7 protein-coding genes and 1 pseudogene are annotated in these 18,899 nt (G+C 36.7%); all 8 read right to left on the bottom strand.

Features of this window, described 5'->3' with window-relative positions; translation table 11 throughout:
* Nucleotides 1–419 precede the first annotated feature (419 nt).
* Nucleotides 420–1,091 carry a hypothetical protein gene (locus H3Z85_04190; GenBank protein QPQ52658.1) on the bottom strand — a complete coding sequence of 224 codons (672 nt, stop codon included), beginning with the start codon at nt 1,089–1,091 and terminating at the stop codon, nt 420–422.
* 2 nt (nt 1,092–1,093) lie between these two features.
* A complete protein-coding gene (locus H3Z85_04195; protein ID QPQ52659.1) occupies nt 1,094–8,008 on the bottom strand; it encodes a VCBS repeat-containing protein in 6,915 nt (2,304 codons plus the stop codon).
* Nucleotides 8,009–8,110: 102 nt separating this feature from the next.
* Nucleotides 8,111–8,590 carry a hypothetical protein gene (locus tag H3Z85_04200; GenBank protein ID QPQ52660.1) on the bottom strand — a complete coding sequence of 160 codons (480 nt, stop codon included), beginning with the start codon at nt 8,588–8,590 and terminating at the stop codon, nt 8,111–8,113.
* Between the two features lie 6 nt (nt 8,591–8,596).
* Nucleotides 8,597–9,589: a cell wall anchor protein gene (locus tag H3Z85_04205; GenBank protein ID QPQ52661.1), complete on the bottom strand. Its 993-nt coding sequence runs from the start codon at nt 9,587–9,589 to the stop codon at nt 8,597–8,599.
* Nucleotides 9,590–9,832: 243 nt separating this feature from the next.
* Nucleotides 9,833–10,204, bottom strand: a complete 372-nt coding sequence (locus tag H3Z85_04210) for a hypothetical protein (protein QPQ52662.1) — start codon at nt 10,202–10,204, stop codon at nt 9,833–9,835.
* A 1-nt stretch (nt 10,205) separates the two neighbouring features.
* Nucleotides 10,206–17,093, bottom strand: a complete 6,888-nt coding sequence (locus H3Z85_04215; GenBank protein ID QPQ52663.1) for a hypothetical protein — start codon at nt 17,091–17,093, stop codon at nt 10,206–10,208.
* Between the two features lie 100 nt (nt 17,094–17,193).
* The gene (locus H3Z85_04220) at nt 17,194–17,679 is read right to left on the bottom strand and encodes a hypothetical protein (GenBank protein QPQ52664.1); all 486 of its coding nucleotides are present in this window, start codon (nt 17,677–17,679) and stop codon (nt 17,194–17,196) included.
* A gap of 6 nt (nt 17,680–17,685) precedes the next feature.
* A pseudogene (locus H3Z85_04225) lies at nt 17,686–18,679 on the bottom strand (cell wall anchor protein).
* Nucleotides 18,680–18,899: the final 220 nt, after the last annotated feature.

Here is an 18,899-nt window from a genome sequence, read left to right on the forward strand (position 1 = left end):
TGGCTCCGAAAGTCATAAAACTGTATCTCTCATCTTTACTGAGATTAAGTTTTACTACTCCTGAAGAATCTGTATAATATTTAGCTAAGTGACTATATTGTCATGGAAAACAATCATCAAAATAGCATTACTCCAATAATTGATAATAATTTCGCTTTCATAATTTTGAGTTTTTCAGAATGCAATTTAACTTTTTTATAAAATCATATTAATATGATTTTAATTATTTTTGTTAAAAAACAAAAACCCACCTCATAAGATGGGTTATATTATTCCTGCTAACTACCTATAGAAGTTTTTTCTAATTTGTCTTAAATAAACAAAGAAGCTATCCCCTTTACGGCGGATAGCTTCTAAGTGTTAAGGTATAAGAAATATTATTTAATTAGATACATTTTTTTAATTATCCACATATTGATTTAATGTAAAAGCATAGGAATAATAAATAAATATATGACTGCAAAAATGACAATACCAATTGTAGCACTGTATATTCTATACTTCATCTGTTTATCAAAAATCTGATCCCATAAAAAACTTATCAGTAAAAAATTAATAAGCATTTTAAAAGCAATTTTAAATGTTAATCCCGAGTATCTGTTTTTTGAATAGCCACTCAGATTTTCAATAATAAAATTATTTATAAGATCTGAAAAATAAGTATTATATAATAAAATAGCTATAAAAGCGGCAATGAGATATGTGATGATTAAAAAGATACTTTTGGGCTTTACCTGATTTACTTTGTTCAAATTAATAAAAAGTAAAATACCGCCAATGATCGGGTTAATAACGGTTGAAGCCAATACAATATCATTTTTAGAGAAAAGAATAGGGTATTTTTCAGTTTCAGAACTGGTTTCCAGAATATTCTGATCTACTTTAAAGTGATCATTTTCCTGACGCTCTTTATAAGCGATAAGTTCTTCTATTCTTTTTATCTCTTCATCTGAAAACTGCACATTTCTTTCAGTTTCTAATATCTCATAAGCATACTTTACGGCCAGAGACACATACTTACTATCTTTATTTACATATTGTAATAAACCTGATGTAGGTAATTTTCTTAATACTTCTTTTTTAACTTCCATTTTTAAAATCCTCTATGCATATTATAAACAGCTTGCCTCTGTATGTAACCACCAAAACGAGTCATAAAGTTATCAAAATATTTAATAGCTCTAAAATACGTTTGATCCATATAGAATCCGATTCCTATTCCAACAGCAGCTCCAACCCAGCCTCCTACTGTAGCACCATACTCGGCACCAACAGCTGTTGCTGCCAAACTACCAAAATGTGCTGTAATAAGACCTTTAGAAGTGGTTTTAACAAATCTGAATTTAAATTCATTTTTAGTGATTCCGTTAAACTGAGTCAATTTGTGATCATAATAAATAGTACCACCCATTTCTAAATAATCAAGGGCACTTACTTTTAAATTTTTTCCGAGAGGCGTTTTTTCCACCCAGTTATCTAAAATTTTACCTAATCCTGTTTCTTCAAGCATATCTTTTGTTAATGAAGTACCGGATTTAATCTGTTCTAGCTGCTTTCTCTGAGCAGGAGTTAATTTGCTGATAATTTTATCATCATCGTCATCATCTCCAAAGCCAAACGGATTCTGATCGTGCATGGTATGATTTAATCCGGCAACAATTCCTCCAATAATAGCGCCCTGCCAGAAGTTTCCGCCAGCAAGCTCCGATCCTATTCCACCGGAGATGGCTCCAAATAGTATCTGACCAGCTGCTTTTTGTGCAAAATCTTTCGCAATAGCTCCAAATGCTGCTGCTCCTAAGCTTCCTAAGAAACCTGATGCTGCTGAAGCCAGAAAGTTTTCTCCCTGTACAGAACTTAAGATCCCTTGTGCAATAGCGTGCGTGCCCGCCTGAATCATCACAAAACCGATTTGTCCAACAGTTTCTTTAATCATTTGCGCGGCCGCTGTAATACATCCGCCTGCACCGGAGAATAAACTCCCTATTCCAAAGGTAACAGCTCCTGATATGGCTCCGGTAAAGGTGGCCTTAAAGGCTCCCAGTAAATTCCATTGATCAAAATTACCAGTGACAGCCAGACTTAACGTATATGCCGCCAGTCCTACAGCTGCTCCAATAATAATAGCTTTTACAATAGCTGCCATAGAAATTGCAAATAACGTTACAAGTTCCTCCCCTGTAGGGTCATTAAACATTAAAGGATTATTCAATACATATCCATATTTGTTGTAGTTCTGTGTATTGGTCGGATCCTGAATATTTTCATCTGCATTTAAGAATCTTCTTAATAACGGATCATACAATCTGCCGTTCATGTGAATAATTCCTACTTCTGCAAAATGTTCGTGGCTAGTATAGCCTCTTTCCAATAATAAGGAAGCAGCATTGATAATATTTTTATCTGTGATAATAGCTCCTGTACCTATCTGTAAATGAGTAAAATTACCCCAAGCGTCGAAATGTCTCTGCTCTAATTTATTTCCTGCCTCATCACTGATGGCTAGGATACTTCCAAGATAATCTTTATGCAAGAATTTATATGAGCCTCCGGTTTCATTATAGTTTTTCAAATAAACAATGTTACTTTCATATGGTGTTCCTCCGATATAAAGAACATGTTTCTCTTTACCGGTTGTGTTATCTTTTACCACTTCAAAGCTTCCGTCTTCACTGTAAAACTTTGTAAACTTCCCATCGCTGTCTGCCGAGAAATTTCCTCCAAAGGTAACTCGTTGTCTCATTTTTGTAAGACCATACTGAAAGGCTACATCTCCTTTTTCTCCATCAATAAATACCGGGTCATTATTCTCATTATAAACTACAGTTTGAATCAGGTCATTATTATAATTCTGAGTTCCGGCCGCATTTAATGTCATTCCTGTTGGTTGATAGATCTTAGCAGTATTTCCATATTTTATGATACCTACCTGATCATTTTCCAGGATTCTTCCTTTGGCGTCGTAAACATTTCGGTTATTAGGTTTAGTCCCTGTTACAGGATCTGTCCAGCTTACCAGTCTGTTATTGTCGTCATAGGTGAATTCTTCAATGATATTAAAATCACCTGTAGTTCTTCTGCTTTTCAGCTCATTTCTTACTCCATCGAAAGTATATCCTAAATCCAGAATTCCTGATTTAACCTGTGAAGAATGATTTACTTTTGTTAAGAATCCATTAACATCATAAGTATTACCAATAACAGCTGCCCCTAGCTTGGCACTAAGAATCTGCCCTCTTTCATTGGTATCTTTCAATTCCCATAAGATCTTTCCTGAATTTTTATCTTTGATCTGATACAATTCCCCGTTCCAGTCATTATAGACATTTTCAACATTTACTTTTGTCAGTACTCCTGAAGAGTATAAGCTTTTTTCGTAAGAAACAATCCTATCTTTTTCATCATAAGTAATTCCTTTCTGGATAAAATACTTATCGTTACTGCTTTCCGATGTAGCCAAAAGTCTTCCCTGTGGATCATATGTTGCTGTAGAACCATATGTTTTCCCTTTTGAAGTTCCATTTTTGGAAATTACCCTTCCTTTATTATCATAGGTATACGTAATGGTTTTATCGGTAGCCTGGCCCCCATCGACGGTAGAGATTTCTTTTTGTGTAATAAGCTGACCGAAGTTATTGTAAGTAAATTCTTTAGTTCCTTTTGGACTGATGGTTTTCTTAGGCTGTCCAAATCCGTTGTATTCATATTTGTATACTCCGTTGGAAGGATCATTAAGTTCTGACTTACGCCCCCAATTGTCATATTTTGTAGTGACAATATTTTCAGCGTATTGTGCTTTAATTTGTTCTCCTACCGCATTGTATGAGAAGATAACAGTTCCACCTTTGTCTGTTGTAGAAACTACTTTTCCTAATGCGTCTGTAGTTTTGGTAGTGGTTCTTCCATACCCGTTAACTTCTTTTACGGAAGTAATATTTCCAGAGATATAAGACTCCATTTTTTTTCCTGTAAATGAAGTAATAAGCCCCTGGCCATCAACCTTGGCTAATCCTGTAGTGGTAACCTTTGTAGGATAAACAGTATCATCGTAGGTATTAACATTCCATTGAATATTAGCAGGCAATTCTTCTGATGCCTGATCAAAATAAGGCTCTGTTTCACGGATCTTTCTTCCTAATTTATCATATACGGTATATACTGCAATGTATTTATTAACTCCAAAAGCTTTTGTTACTTTTTTATATTCCTGACCAAGTTTGTTGGTATATTTCTTTGAAATATTTCCGTCAGCATCATATTGGATAATTGCAATATTGGAATTAGTATCTCTTGTATATTGATAGGTGGTAGTACCTCCAAGATTGGTTTTAGATTTTAAGAGTTTTCCCCAACTATCGTAGGTATTTTCAAGGGTATTTCCAAGGGGATCGGTTTGTAATGTAATTTGCCCCCAATTGTTATAATCAATAGTGGTTTCCAATCCCAGGTTATCAGTTTTCTTAATAACGAATCTTCCTTTAGGATCATATACTGACATTGTAGTTTGTGTGATCGCATCTACACTGTTACCAACAACCTTTTTAACCACATTACCAAAGCCATCATAATCATAAGTATTCAGGACATATTCGGAATTATCCCTGTTCCAGGTTTTAGATGATTTTAATAAGTTTCCATTGTATGTATATTCAACTTTTGCTGACTTGGTATCTCCATAGGCCTGGATCTTATCTGTTTTGGATTTTGAGCGGCCAATGAAATAATCAGAATTTGTACCTGACGGATTATGATCATACTCGAAATTCGAAGTTGTAATTCCATAATTATTATTGATGTTAGATACAACCTGTGCTGGAAGATAATAATCACCATAAGTAATCGTACTTGAATTGGTTACCCCTGTCAAAAATTCTTTAGTCAATGTAGTTTTAGGAACCCTTGCTGTGACAATTTTTGCTTTGTCTGCTCCACTATTTCCTGCAATGACCTGTCCGTTTAACAACTCATCTTTCTGATAACTTATCGATTTAAAATTGAGAAGCTCATTGTTGTTTTCAGAAATATTTGTAGGGAATACCTTATTATCGTCATTGGTTTTGATAGACCATTCTTTAAGGGTTACCCCATCATTTAAAGGATCTATTTCTGCTCCTGACCATATTTTGGTATTTTCAAAACCGTCTGCATACCAGGTAGAGCGGGCTGCCTGTCTGTATCCCATTACTCCTTTCCCGTGAAGATTTATAATCAGGTCCCTGTATTTGAAATCCTGTTTTCTTCCTTCCTCCTTAAGCTGGGTAACAATAAAGTTTTGTGGCATATGTTCCACCTGAACATATGGATAGGTCTGAACTGTGGTTGGTTTATAAAACTTAGCTGTTGCTGTATCATTGGCGTCAATTTCATTATATACAATTTCAGTCTTGATACCTCCTTGGTTAATGGCATAAATTCTTTCTCTGTTTTTTACATCATAATAGCTGTAACGATACAAGTGATTTTCAACCTTTACAAAAAAATGATTTTCTTCTTTATTGATACGAAGTGATACATTCATCGGAATCCAATGAGAATCAATTTCGGAGTACATATTCCATAAATCTTCTTCGTATTTGGTTTCAAATTTGATATTCCCGTTGGCATCAACTCCCGTTGATTCCATAATTTTGAAACCTCTTCTAGAATCTATGTCCTTACAACATTTGTGAGCTTTAAAAATCTGGGATTCAAAACGAACTAAATCACTCTTCCCGTCACCATTCAAATCTTTGGCGAAATGCCAGATGGCGGCCTGTCTCTGGTACGTTTGATCTACAATCTTAGGATCTTTCGTATAGGAAGAAAAATTATTAAAATCCTGTACTCTGAAGGTTAGTGCACTACTACCTGCAGGAAGTATTTGTCCCGGGTTCATGTATAATTTCCAGTTGGAAGTTTCAACTCCCTGAGGAACCATAAAGTCCATCTTACCATCTCCGTTGAAGTCTCCAAAAACCATCCCTGCTTTTTCTCCGTCAAAGCCAATATAATTGGTTTGCATTTCATACTTACCTTCACTATTAACTACAAAGAAATTGCTATTCACCCAGTTTCTTGTTACTTCCACCAAATTTTCCTTTCCGTCTCCATCAAAATCCATGGCGATTCCTTCTTTTAAAAGATCTCTTGGTCCGGATCCCACCAAATATGCATCATTTATTGATGTATTAGGATTAAGGATATAAAAATCATATTGACTGGATGATTGTGGCTGAGTAGTACTTGGATCAGGAAATCCTATTTGTCCGGTTACAGGATCAATAACCGGGCCGGTATAAGGGTATATAGTAGTCATGTTCTCTACCGAAAACAAAACTTCTGAAAGCCCGTCTCCGTTTACATCTACATCCCTGAATTCCTGAACATAAGATTTTATTTCATAATAACCGTCCATAGGGTTATCTCTTGGCTGCACGTATGTTTTATCATATAATGATGAGGGAACCAACTTTGTCTGATTCAGAACGTATTGCGTGTTATCAAGAACATATTTATCAAATTTAATCTGATTGGATTCTACCTTATGGGTATACAAAGACTTCACCGGTCTCATCTTATCATTGGCCAAGGTAGCATTAATCGCTAAAGCACCTGTAAGGTTAAGATCGGAAACTTTTATCGGATTCGCTCCGAAGAAGTTATTATAGGTTATATATGTTCCTGCAACAGTACCTTCAATATAATCCCCTTCTCTTTCACAACGTCCATAATCATCGTAATCCAGACATTCATAATATCCATCTCTTGCTGTTTGATAATATAATAAGTCCAGATTTCCGTCACCGTCAAAATCAGAAATATTCTTATTATCTAAATTCAAGTTATTGGAAATTTCATTCCCTTTAATCGTTGAATTATCAATTTTTCTGTCAAACTTAATCGGATTGGCAGATTCTCCACTGGCATTGGTTTCCGTGATGGTATCTACAAACTGATAACTGGTGTTATTATTGGTATAGGCGATTTTATAGCTTTTAAAAACCGAAGAATTTGCTTTAACAATAATTTCAGTCAGAAGTTTATCCTGATTATAATAATATCCCTGGTGATACGAAAGTTCCTTTACAGTCCTGTCCAGGTTATAATTAAATTGAATTTCATTAAAATGAGGTTTGTTCAATTTTTCATTTCCTCCCCATTTAACGGTTTTAATTTTTGTTACTTCTCCTGATGTTGAAGTTTGTGTAGGTACAGCAGCATTTTTTTCATATTCATAAGTAATATAATTACCCTGGGCATCCATCCATTTTACCATGTTATACTCCATGGTAGTTCTCGCTGCACTCGCATGTCCGGGATCTGATACTGTGTCACCATACCAGGCCTGAGAGCCATCTTCAAAGGTAACGTGGAAAAGCATTGGCCCCTCTACTCCATTTCGGGTTCCTAAAGATTTGATTTTAAGATTCGAAAATTTCTCAGTGACATATTCTGCACCGTCTTTCCCATATTCTCCCGACTTTAAGATCAATCGCTGACCGTTGAAGCTGTAGTAATCTGAATAGTCCATTTTGATTTCCTTAGCTTCCTTGTCTTTGTCGATATTCTTTCCCATTCTGGAAATGGACGTAATTCCCATTAAATTCCAGCCATATCCGGCCATTCCGTTTCCGGAACCACTCGTATAGATCAGGTTTAATTGAGGGGCTACAGATTTCACACCCGGAGGCAATGCAATAGGCAAAGTAAATTGAAGCTGACCGCCTCCGTTTACTTCAATTTTACCTTTGGTATCGTGAAAACTTTGTTGATCCGGAGCGGACGTTCCACTTGGATTAGTGGCTCCGGCACCTGAATTGGTGGGGCCGCCACCCGGATTTTCTGTAGCCGGGCCTATCTTGGCTACAAAGGGATTGGAAACATTCCCCGCGGCTCGAAACCCTTGGGCCATGACCACCGTTTGTGGATCCTGAACCGTCCGGGATGCCGTTTCTGCCTGGTAGAGTATGGTCTGCGAAAAGCCCAATACTGAACACAAGGACAGCATCAATGACGAAATATATTTCATTGTTATTAGTTTTTTTATAAATGATAATGTAAATCAAATCAATACAATGGAAAGCAATGAATAATTATTCAATGCATACACCCATTATATTTTTTCTAGATTTTATCTTTTGGTCACATTTTTCCCAAACACTCTTCCATCTTTTAAGGTAAAGCGAAGAATATATACTCCCCAGTCATATCCGGTCATATTGATTTTGATCTTACGACCCAGATCCGGAGAATTCTGCTGCTGGAACTTCCAGTGAACTGTACTATGCTGGTAAAGTGAGACTGATTCGATTAAACTGTCTACTTCTTCCGTCCAGTCGATCGTTAAATAATCATTCACCGGTACCGGGTAAAGCCTGATGTTTTTCAGAAATGTCTTTTCATCCATCACAGGAGCTTGTTGACTGGCTACTGTTTTTTTGACTTGTTCTTCCAGTTTAATTGGTATAAGCTCAGGATCTTTTTTGCCAGAGGCATTGGTTCCTCTGTAGCGTTGGTTGCCAGCTTCATCATATTTGAAATAGACTTCGGTTTGTGAAAACCCCCAAAAACCTATCAAAAGAGAAGAGAGAGATAGTAATTTCTTTTTCATGGGGTATTATTTTTGAGAGGTCAATAGCTGCTGGACCTGTTTCTCTAACTGATTAATCTTTTCAGACTGAGATTTCAGGATTTTGTTCTCTAGTTGCAGCTGATTTATTTTTTTATTTTGCTCAATTGAATACAGGGTAAGTTCTTCTATTTTTTCAAGAAGTCTGGCGTCCATTTCCGCTACATTGATTCCTTTTTCGATGACTTCGGAAGCTGATGGAATATTAGGAAGATGTCCTTTATCTGCAATATGTTTTTCAACTTCTTCCAAAGATTTTAACTGATAGTCTTTCTCAAATACATAATCTGCCCATACATTGGCTTTTACCTCAACTTCTTTAGCATGAATTTTACCATCGAATTTGGCAATTCCGTTATTCAGGAATTTAATCCAGATTCCGCGTGTACCATCCTGAAATCCTACAAACGATCCTCCATCATTACCATCATTAGGCTGAGCAATAATAATGTTATGGGAATTTCCAAGATTTCTTAAAACAGTATCTCCGATTGATCCCCCATAGCATCCATTACAACTCACTTTAGCAATCTGAAATCTTCCTATTGAATTTCCTATTTCGAAAAGTGTACTGTCATTACTATAAACCCTTAATGATGCAGGTGAGGTTGTATCTGGGTCATTCAAACCAATCTTTACTCTTCCATCACTGGATTGTGTGAGAAGTTTGTTCCAGCTTCCCCATTGAGCATCACTTGACAATGCATTTCTGTGAAAAATCCCACCATCGTTAAAATTAAGCTGATGTCGCTTATTTCCTGAATTATCTCCCCAGGGAGCAATTGTTAACATTGCTGAATAGATTCCTGTTCCCGGGACTCCGACGATATCTCTTGATTTGAATTCCGCTTTAACTTCATGGTTATAAGTTGCGGGTAAATCATTGGTACTCCTTGTATCGTGGATAGTTAAGCCCTGCGCGTTCTGGGCAAAAATGAAGGTTGAAAATGCCATTCCGGCAATCAATAATGTTTTTTTCATGGTTAAATTAGTTTTTTTTACCACCGCAAAATTAACTTTTTTAGTAAATCAAAATCATATTAATGTGATTTAATATAAAATTATCCACTTTTTAGTGTCTTAATCGACATAATTTATGACAACCATCTATTTTGATTTCTTTTTTTATATATTATTAAAGCATATATAATGAAAAAAAATCCGCCTCAAAAATTTGAGGCGGATCACTATTTATCTGATCATAAGAATGTTTCCAGAATTTAATTATTCTTCAATTTTAAATTGTTTTTTGTCCGGAGGGACAACTTCTATGACAACCTGCTGGTTATTTTTTAATTCTCCTTTTTTATACTCATCTGAACCAAATGCATGATTAGCTCCGAAAGTCATAAAACTGTATCTCTCATCTTTACTGAGATTAAGTTTTACTACTCCGGAAGAATCTGTATAATATTCTCCAATCTGCTCATATTGCCTTGTTGGAAACCCCCATTTTCCTATGAGCACCTTGACACGGTCATTAACCCTTGGTTCATGAGTATAAGAGTCAACTACTTTTATACTGACTTTAATCTGATTATTTTCAGATGTATTACACCCTAATAAGAGAAAACAAAAAAACAGCGAAATTATCATTTTAACGTCCATAGACTTTTCTTATAATATTTAAGTGAGTAACAAGTTTACCCGGTTTATAGTATTGCCCTGTATAATCAACCTGGTTGATAACAGGCCATTGAAATTTAGCACTTACAGGGCTCCCTTTAAACGGATTATCTGCCAATTCAAATCGAATAGCAAAATAAAAATGATCCGTTGGATTTCTTTGGTAGTAATTATTAACCTTCATTACGTTAGGATGAGTAAATACAAAATCTCCTCCTCCATACATACCAACAGGGTCAAACAAATTCACTTCGGCTACATGGATATTCATTTCTCCCAGTTTGTTAGATATTCTAACTGCAGCTGCACCGCCACGACTGTGTCCGTAAATCACAATTTGTCTTCCTTTTTTATAACCGTCTACCAGGTAATCTATAATTTCACCATCTCCTCCTCCCAAGGAACTGGTAAACATTCGCCCACCAAGCCCTTCTACAATCTCTTCCAGAGCAGGATTATCACTAGCTCCATGGCCACCTGCCCCATAAATTCCTGCGATGATCTTTTTTGGTCCGACAACATCGTGTAGCTTGTGGTTCAAACCTGCCACAATTCCTCCGATCAAAGCGCCTTGCCAAAAATTACCTCCTGTTAACTCTGCTCCAATTCCACCGGAAAGTGCTCCAAATAAAACCGTTCCTACAGTAGTATTAGCTGCTCCTTGGGCAATTGCTCCAAAAGCGGAAGCTCCTAAACTTCCAAAGAAACCGGAAGCGGCTGAACTTAAGAAACCTTCTCCTTGTACTGAGCTTAAAATTCCTTGTGCAATAGCATGCGTTCCTGCCTGGATCATTACAAAGCCAATTTGTCCAACAGTTTCTTTAATGACCTGTGATACGGCTGTAATACATCCGCCTGCTCCGGAGAATAAACTTCCTATTCCAAAGGTGACAGCTCCTGATATGGCTCCGGTAAAGGTTGCCTTAAAGGCTCCCAGTAAATTCCATTGATCAAAATTACCTGTTACAGCAAGGGCAACTGTGTAAGCTGCTAAACCTACAGCGGCTCCTATGACAACAGCACTCCAAAAAGCAGTCATTCCTAATATGATTGGAATAAATTCTCCACTTGGATCATTAAACATCAATGGATTGTTCATCACATATCCGTACTTGTTGTAAGATTGTGTGTTACTAGGATCCTGAATGTTTTCATCTGCATTTAAGAATCTTCTTAATAACGGATCATACAATCTTCCGTTCATATGAATAATTCCTATCTCACCAAAATGTTCATGACCGGTGTATCCTCTTTCTAACAGTAATACCGCATGATCAATAATATTTTTATCAGTGATAATTGTGCCTGTACCTATCTGTAAATGAGTAAAATTACCCCAGGCATCAAAATGTCTTTGCTCTAGTTTATTTCCTGCCTCATCACTAATCGCTAAGATACTTCCTAAATAATCTTTATGCAAGAATTTATACGAGCCACCAGTTTCATCATAATTCTTGATATAGATGATGTCACTTTCATAAGGTGTTCCACCGATATAAAGTACATGTTTTTCTTTGCCTGTAGTATTATCTTTTACTACTTCAAAACTTCCGTCTTCACTGTAAAACTTCGTGAATTTACCATCGCTATCTGCTGAGAAATTACCTCCGAAGGTAACTCGCTGTCTCATGCTGGTAAGCCCATATTGGAAGGCTACATCTCCTTTCTGACCGTCAATAAATACAGGATCATTATTCTCATTATAAGTAACCGTCTGAATCAGATCATTATTATAATTTTGTGTTCCGGCTGCATTTAAAGTCATTCCTGTTGGCTGGTAGATCTTGGCAGAATTTCCATATTTTATGGTACCTACCTGATCATTTTCAAGAATTCTTCCTTCGGCATCGTAAACATTTCGGTTATTAGGTTTAGCTCCTGTCACAGGATCTGTCCAGCTTACCAATCTGTTGTTGTCATCATAAGTGAATTCTTCAATGATATTAAAATCACCGGTTGTTCTTCTGCTTTTCAGTTCATTCTTAACACCATCAAAAGTATATCCTAAATCCAGAATTCCGGATTTAACCTGTGAGGAATGATTAACTTTAGTCAGGAATCCATTTTCATCATAGGCATTAATAATATTAGCGGCTCCTAATGAAGAGGTAAGCACCTGTCCTTTAGCGTTGGTATCTTTCAGCTGCCATAAAACTTTTCCCGAGCTTTTATCTTTAATCTGGTATAACTCACCGTTCCAGTCATTATAGACATTTTCAACATTTACTTTAGTCAGAACCCCTGAAGAGTATAAGCTTTTTTCGTAAGAAACAATTCTACCTTTATCATCATAGGTAATACCTTTTTGGATAAAATACTTATCGTTACTGCTTTCGGAAGAGGAAAGTATTCTTCCTTGCGGATCAAAGGATGTATTAGAGCTATATGCCTTTCCTTTAGAAGTTCCGTTTTTAGAAGTCACGCGTCCTTTATTATCATAGGTATACGTAATGGTTTTATCGGTAGCCTGACCACCATCGACGGTAGAGATTTCTTTTTGAGTAATAAGCTGCCCTAAATTATTGTAAGTAAATTCTTTAGTTCCTTTTGGACTGATGGTTTTCTTAGGTTGTCCAAATCCGTTGTATTCATATTTATATACTCCGTTGGAAGGATCATTGAATTCCGATTTACGCCCCCAACTATCATATTTGGCGATGACGACGTTCTCTCCGTATTGCGCTTTAATTTGCTCTCCGGCGGCATTATACGTAAAAGTGATACTTCCTCCCTTGTCATTTGTAGCAATTATATTTCCTAAAGCATCGGTAGTTTTGGTGGTTATTCTTCCATATCCGTTAACTTCCTTTACAGAAGCTGTATTTCCTGTCATGACAGATTCCATCTTTTTACCAGTGAAAGAAATAATAAGACCTTGGCCATCAATCTTTGCTAGCCCTGTAGTGGTAACTTTTGTAGGATAAACGGTATCATCATATACATTAACATTCCACTGAACATTAGCAGGTAATTCTTCTGATGCCTGATCAAAATAAGGCTCTGTTTCGCGAATTTTTCTGCCTAATTTATCATATACAGAATATACGGCAATATATTTATTTTGTCCAAAACCTTTTGTTACCTTTTTATATTCCTGTCCTAGTCTATTGGTATATTTCTTTGAAATATTTCCATCAGGATTATACTGGATAAGAGTGATATTGGCATTACTATCTCTCAAATACTGATAAGTGGTTGTACCTGCTAAACTCGTTTTGGATTTTAAGAGTTTTCCCCAACTATCGTAGGTATTTTCAAGGGTATTTCCAAGGGGATCGGTTTGCAATGTAATTTGTCCCCAATTGTTATAGTCAATATTCGTTTCTAATCCAAGGTTATCTGTTTTCTTGATAACGAATCTTCCTTTCGGATCGTATGCAGCACTCGTAGTCTGAGTTAACGCATCTATACTATTGCTGGTAACTGTTTTCACAATATTACCAAATCCGTCATAATCATAGGTATCTAAAACGTAACCCGTGTTATCTCTATTCCATGTTTTAAGAGTTTTCTGTAAATTTCCTTCATAAGTATATTCAACTTTTGATGATCTGGTATCTCCATAAGCTTGAACCGTCTCAGTTTGTGACTTTGAACGACCGATGAAATAATCAGAGCCTATACCTGATGGATTATGGTCATACTCAAAAGTTGAGGTAGTGACCCCGTAGTTGTTATTTATCGAAGATACAGTCTGAGCCGGAAGATAATAATCTCCGTAGGTAATCGTACCAATGGTGGTTGTACCGGTTAAAAACTCTTTTGCGAGTGTCGTTTTTGGTACCAGTGCTGTTACTTGTCCATTTAATAATTTATCTTTCTGATATCCTATGGATTTAAAGTTTAAAAGCTCATTGTTACTTTCAGAAATATTTGTAGGGAATATCTTATTATCGTCATTGGTTTTAATTGACCATTCTTTAAGGGTGACCCCTTCATTTAAAGGATCTATTTCTGCTCCTGACCATATTTTCGTGTTTTCAAAACCGTCCGCATACCAGGTAGAGCGAGCCGCCTGTCTGTATCCGATTACTCCTTTACCATGAAGGTTTACAATGAGGTCTCTGTATTTGAAATCCTGCTTTCTACCTTCCTCCTTAAGCTGAGTTACCAGAAAATTTTGTGGCATATGCTCTATCTGAAGATATGGATAGGTCTGAACTGTGGTTGGTTTATAAAACTTAGCTGTCGCTGTATCATTGGCGTCAATTTCATTATATACGATTTCAGTTTTGATTCCTCCCTGATTAATCGCGTAAATTCTTTCTCTGCTTTTTACATCATAATAGCTGTAACGATACAAGTGATTTTCAACCTTTACAAAAAAATGATTTTCTTCTTTATTGATACGAAGTGATACATTCATCGGAACCCAGTGAGCCCCAATCTCTGAATACATTCCCCATAAATCTTCTTCATATTTTGGTTCAAACTTGATATTTCCATTAGCATCAACTCCCGTTGATTCCATAATTTTAAACCCTCTTCTTGAATCTATATCTTTACAACATTTGTGAGCTTTAAATATCTGGGATTCAAAACGAACTAAATCACTTTTCCCGTCACCATTCAAATCTTTGGCAAAATGCCAGATAGCTGCCTGTCTTTGATAGGTCTCGTCTACAATCTTAGGATCCTTCGTAAAGGCTGAGAAGTTGTTAAGATCCTGAACTCTGAAAGTTGGAGCACTACTTCCTGCAGGAAGAGTTTGTCCCGGGTTCATGTATAATTTCCAGTTGGAAGTTTCAATCCCCTGAGGAACCATAAAGTCCATTTTACTGTCTCCATTGAAGTCTCCAAAAACAAGTCCGGTATGTTCTCCGTCGAAACCAAAATAATTGGTCTGCATCACATATTTTCCGGTGTCGTTGGTTACAAAGAAATTACTATTTACCCAGTTTCTTGTTACTTCCACCAAATTTTCCTTTCCATCTCCATCAAAATCCATGGCGATTCCTGCTTTCAAAAGATCTCTCGGTCCGGATCCTACCCAGTACGCATCATTTACAGCAGTATTTGGATTAAGGATATAGAAATCATAGCTGGTATAAGATTCTACAGGTCTATGGATCGGAACATTAGGAGTACCGCCGTCTATTACATTCGGATCATCAATGGGACCATTATAAGGATAAATCGTCATAATGGTTTCTACAGAAAACATAACTTCTGAAAGACCGTCTCCGTTTACATCTACATCCCTGAATTCTCTTACATAAGATTTTGTAACAATACGGTCATCTGTAGGATTAGTTCTGGGATCCTCATGGGTTTTATCATATAATGATGAAGGAACCGACTTTGTCTGATTCAGAACGTATTGCGTGTTATCAAGAACATATTTATCAAATTTAATCTGATTGGATTCCACCTTATGGGTATACAAAGACTTCACCGGTCTCATCTTATCATTGGCCAAGGTAGCATTAATCGCTAAAGCACCTGTAAGGTTAAGATCGGAAACTTTTATCGGATTCGCTCCGAAGAAATTATTATAGGCAATATAAGTACCCCCTATTGTAGGTTGAATATAATCCCCTTCTCTTTCACAACGTCCATAGTCATCGTAATCCAGACATTCATAATATCCGGGTGCTGCTGTCTGATAATATAATAAATCCAGATTTCCGTCACCGTCAAAATCAGAAATATTCTTATTATCTAAATTCAAGTTATTGGAAATTTCAGTTCCTTTGATAGTGGAATTATCAATTTTTCTGTCAAACTTAATCGGATTGGCAGATTCTCCACTGGCGTTGGTTTCCGTAATGGTATCTACAAACTGATAACTGGTGTTATTATTGGTATAGGCGATTTTATACGTCTTAAAAACAGTCGCATTGGTTTTAACCACAATATCACTTAAAAGCTTATCCTGATTATAATAATATCCCTGATGATACGAAAGTTCTCTTACAGTTCTATCAACACCGTAGTTAAATTGAATTTCATTAAAATGAGGTTTGTTCAATTTTTCATTTCCTCCCCATTTAACGGTTTTAATTTTTGTTACTTCTCCTGATGTTGAAGTTTGTGTAGGTACAGCAGCATTTTTTTCATATTCATAGGTAATATAGTTACCCTGGGCATCCATCCATTTTACCATGTTATACTCCATGGTAGTTCTCGCTGCACTCGCATGTCCGGGATCTGATACTGTGTCACCATACCAGGCCTGAGAGCCATCTTCAAAGGTAACGTGGAAAAGCATTGGCCCCTGTACTCCATTCCGGGTTCCTAAAGATTTGATTTTAAGATTCGAAAATTTCTCAGTGACATATTCTGCACCGTCTTTCCCATATTCTCCCGACTTTAAGATCAATCGCTGACCGTTGAAGCTGTAATAATCGGAATAATCCATTTTGATTTCCTTAGCTTCCTTGTCTTTGTCGATATTCTTTCCCATTCTGGAAATGGATGTAATTCCCATTAAATTCCAGCCATATCCGGCCATTCCGTTTCCGGAACCACTCGTATAGATCAGGTTTAATTGAGGGGCTACAGATTTCACACCCGGAGGCAATGCAATAGGCAAAGTAAATTGAAGCTGACCGCCTCCGTTTACTTCAATTTTACCTTTGGTATCGTGAAAACTTTGTTGATCCGGAGCGGACGTTCCGCTTGGATTAGTGGCTCCGGCACCTGAATTGGTGGGGCCGCCACCCGGATTTTCTGTAGCCGGGCCTATCTTGGCTACAAAGGGATTGGAAACATTCCCCGCGGCTCGAAACCCTTGGGCCATGACCACCGTTTGTGGATCCTGAACCGTCCGGGATGCCGTTTCTGCCTGGTAGAGTATGGTCTGCGAAAAGCCCAATACTGAACACAAGGACAGCATCAATGATGAAATATGTTTCATTGTTATTAGTTTTTTTTAATGATAATGTAAATCAAATCAATACAATGGAAAGCAATGAATAATTATTCAATGCATACACCCATTATATTTTTCCTAGATTTTATCTTTTGGTCACATTTTTCCCAAACACTCTTCCATCTTTTAAGGTAAAGCGAAGAATATATACTCCCCAATCATATCCGGTCATATTGATTTTGATCTTACGACCCAGATCCGGAGAATTCTGCTGCTGGAACTTCCAGTGAACAGTACTATGCTGGTAAAGTGAGACTGATTCAATTAAGCCATCTACTTCTTCCGTCCAGTCGATCGTTAAATAATCATTCACCGGTACCGGGTAAAGCCTGATGTTTTTCATGAATGTCTTTTCATCCATCACAGGAGCTTGTTGACTGGCTACTGTTTTTTTGACTTGTTCTTCCAGCTTAATTTCTTTTGGTATAATGGCCGGTTCTTTTTTACCGGACGGATTGGTTCCTCTATAGCGTTGGTTTCCGGCTTCGTCATATTTAAAATAGACTTCGGTTTGCGAAAAACCCCAAAAACCAATTAAAAGAGAAAACAAGGACAATAGTTTTGTTTTCATCGCTTATTATTTTTTTGTGGAAAGCATTTCCTGTACTTGTTTTTTCAATTCCTTAATATCCTCAGACTGGGATTTTAGAATTTTATTTTCTTCCTGAAGTTGCTTAATTTGTTTGTTTTGCTCAATTGAATACAGGGTAAGTTCTTCTATTTTTTTCAAGAAGTTTTGCGTCCATTTCCGCTACATTGATTCCTTTTTCGATGACTTCAGAAGCTGATGGGATATTGGGAAGGTGTCCTTTTGCAGCAATATGCTTTTCGACTTCTTCCAAAGATTGTAGCTGATAGTCTTTCTTAAATACATAATCTGCCCATACATTGGCTTTTACCTCAACTTCTTTAGCATGAATTTTACCATCGAATTTGGCAATTCCGTTATTCAGGAATTTAATCCATATTCCACGTTTTGCATCCTGAAACCCTACAAATGTTTTTCCATCATCATTATCATTAGGCTGAGCAATGATAATATTATGAGAACTACCAAGGTTTCTTAAAACCGTATCTCCGGGCATACCTCCATAGCAACCGTTACAAGCTGATTTGGCAATCTGAAATGTACCATACGAATTGGTAACTTCCATCATAACGCCGTTGGGATCATACACTCTAAGTAATGCAGCAGAAGTGGTATCCGGATCGTCCGCACCAATTCTTACTTTTCCTTCATTGGACTGTAATAATAGTTTGCTCCAGCTTCCCCATTGAGGATCTGCCGACAAAGCATTTCGGTAAAAGATACCTCCATCATTAAAATTAAGTTGGTGACGCTTGTTCCCCGAATTATCGGACCAAGGTGCGATAGTTAACATTCCGGAGTGATTTCCTGTTCCGGGAACTCCTACTACACTTCTGGTCTTAAATTCTGCTTTAAGTACATTGTTGTAAGCAGACGGTAAGTCGTTGGTATTCCTCGTATCTTGTACGGTAAGGCCCGGTGCATTCTGGGCATAGACCAAGCTTGAGAGTGCCATTCCGGCAATCAATAGTGTTTGTTTCATAGTTATTAGTTTTTAAAGTTTAAAAATAACCTAAGGTTATCAATTCATTAATCTATCTATATATTATTTCGTTATTGAAAGAATTTGTTGTAGTTTTTTATTGATCTCTTCAGCTTGAGATTGTAAGTCTTTATTTTCTTCCTTAATCTTTAAGATATGTATTAACTCAATCCAACAATTGATAAAGTTTTTTTCATCCTTATGATTTTCTTAAGTACAA

The organism is Chryseobacterium indologenes, from assembly GCA_016025055.1.
GTDB classification, from domain to species: Bacteria; Bacteroidota; Bacteroidia; order Flavobacteriales; family Weeksellaceae; genus Chryseobacterium; species Chryseobacterium indologenes.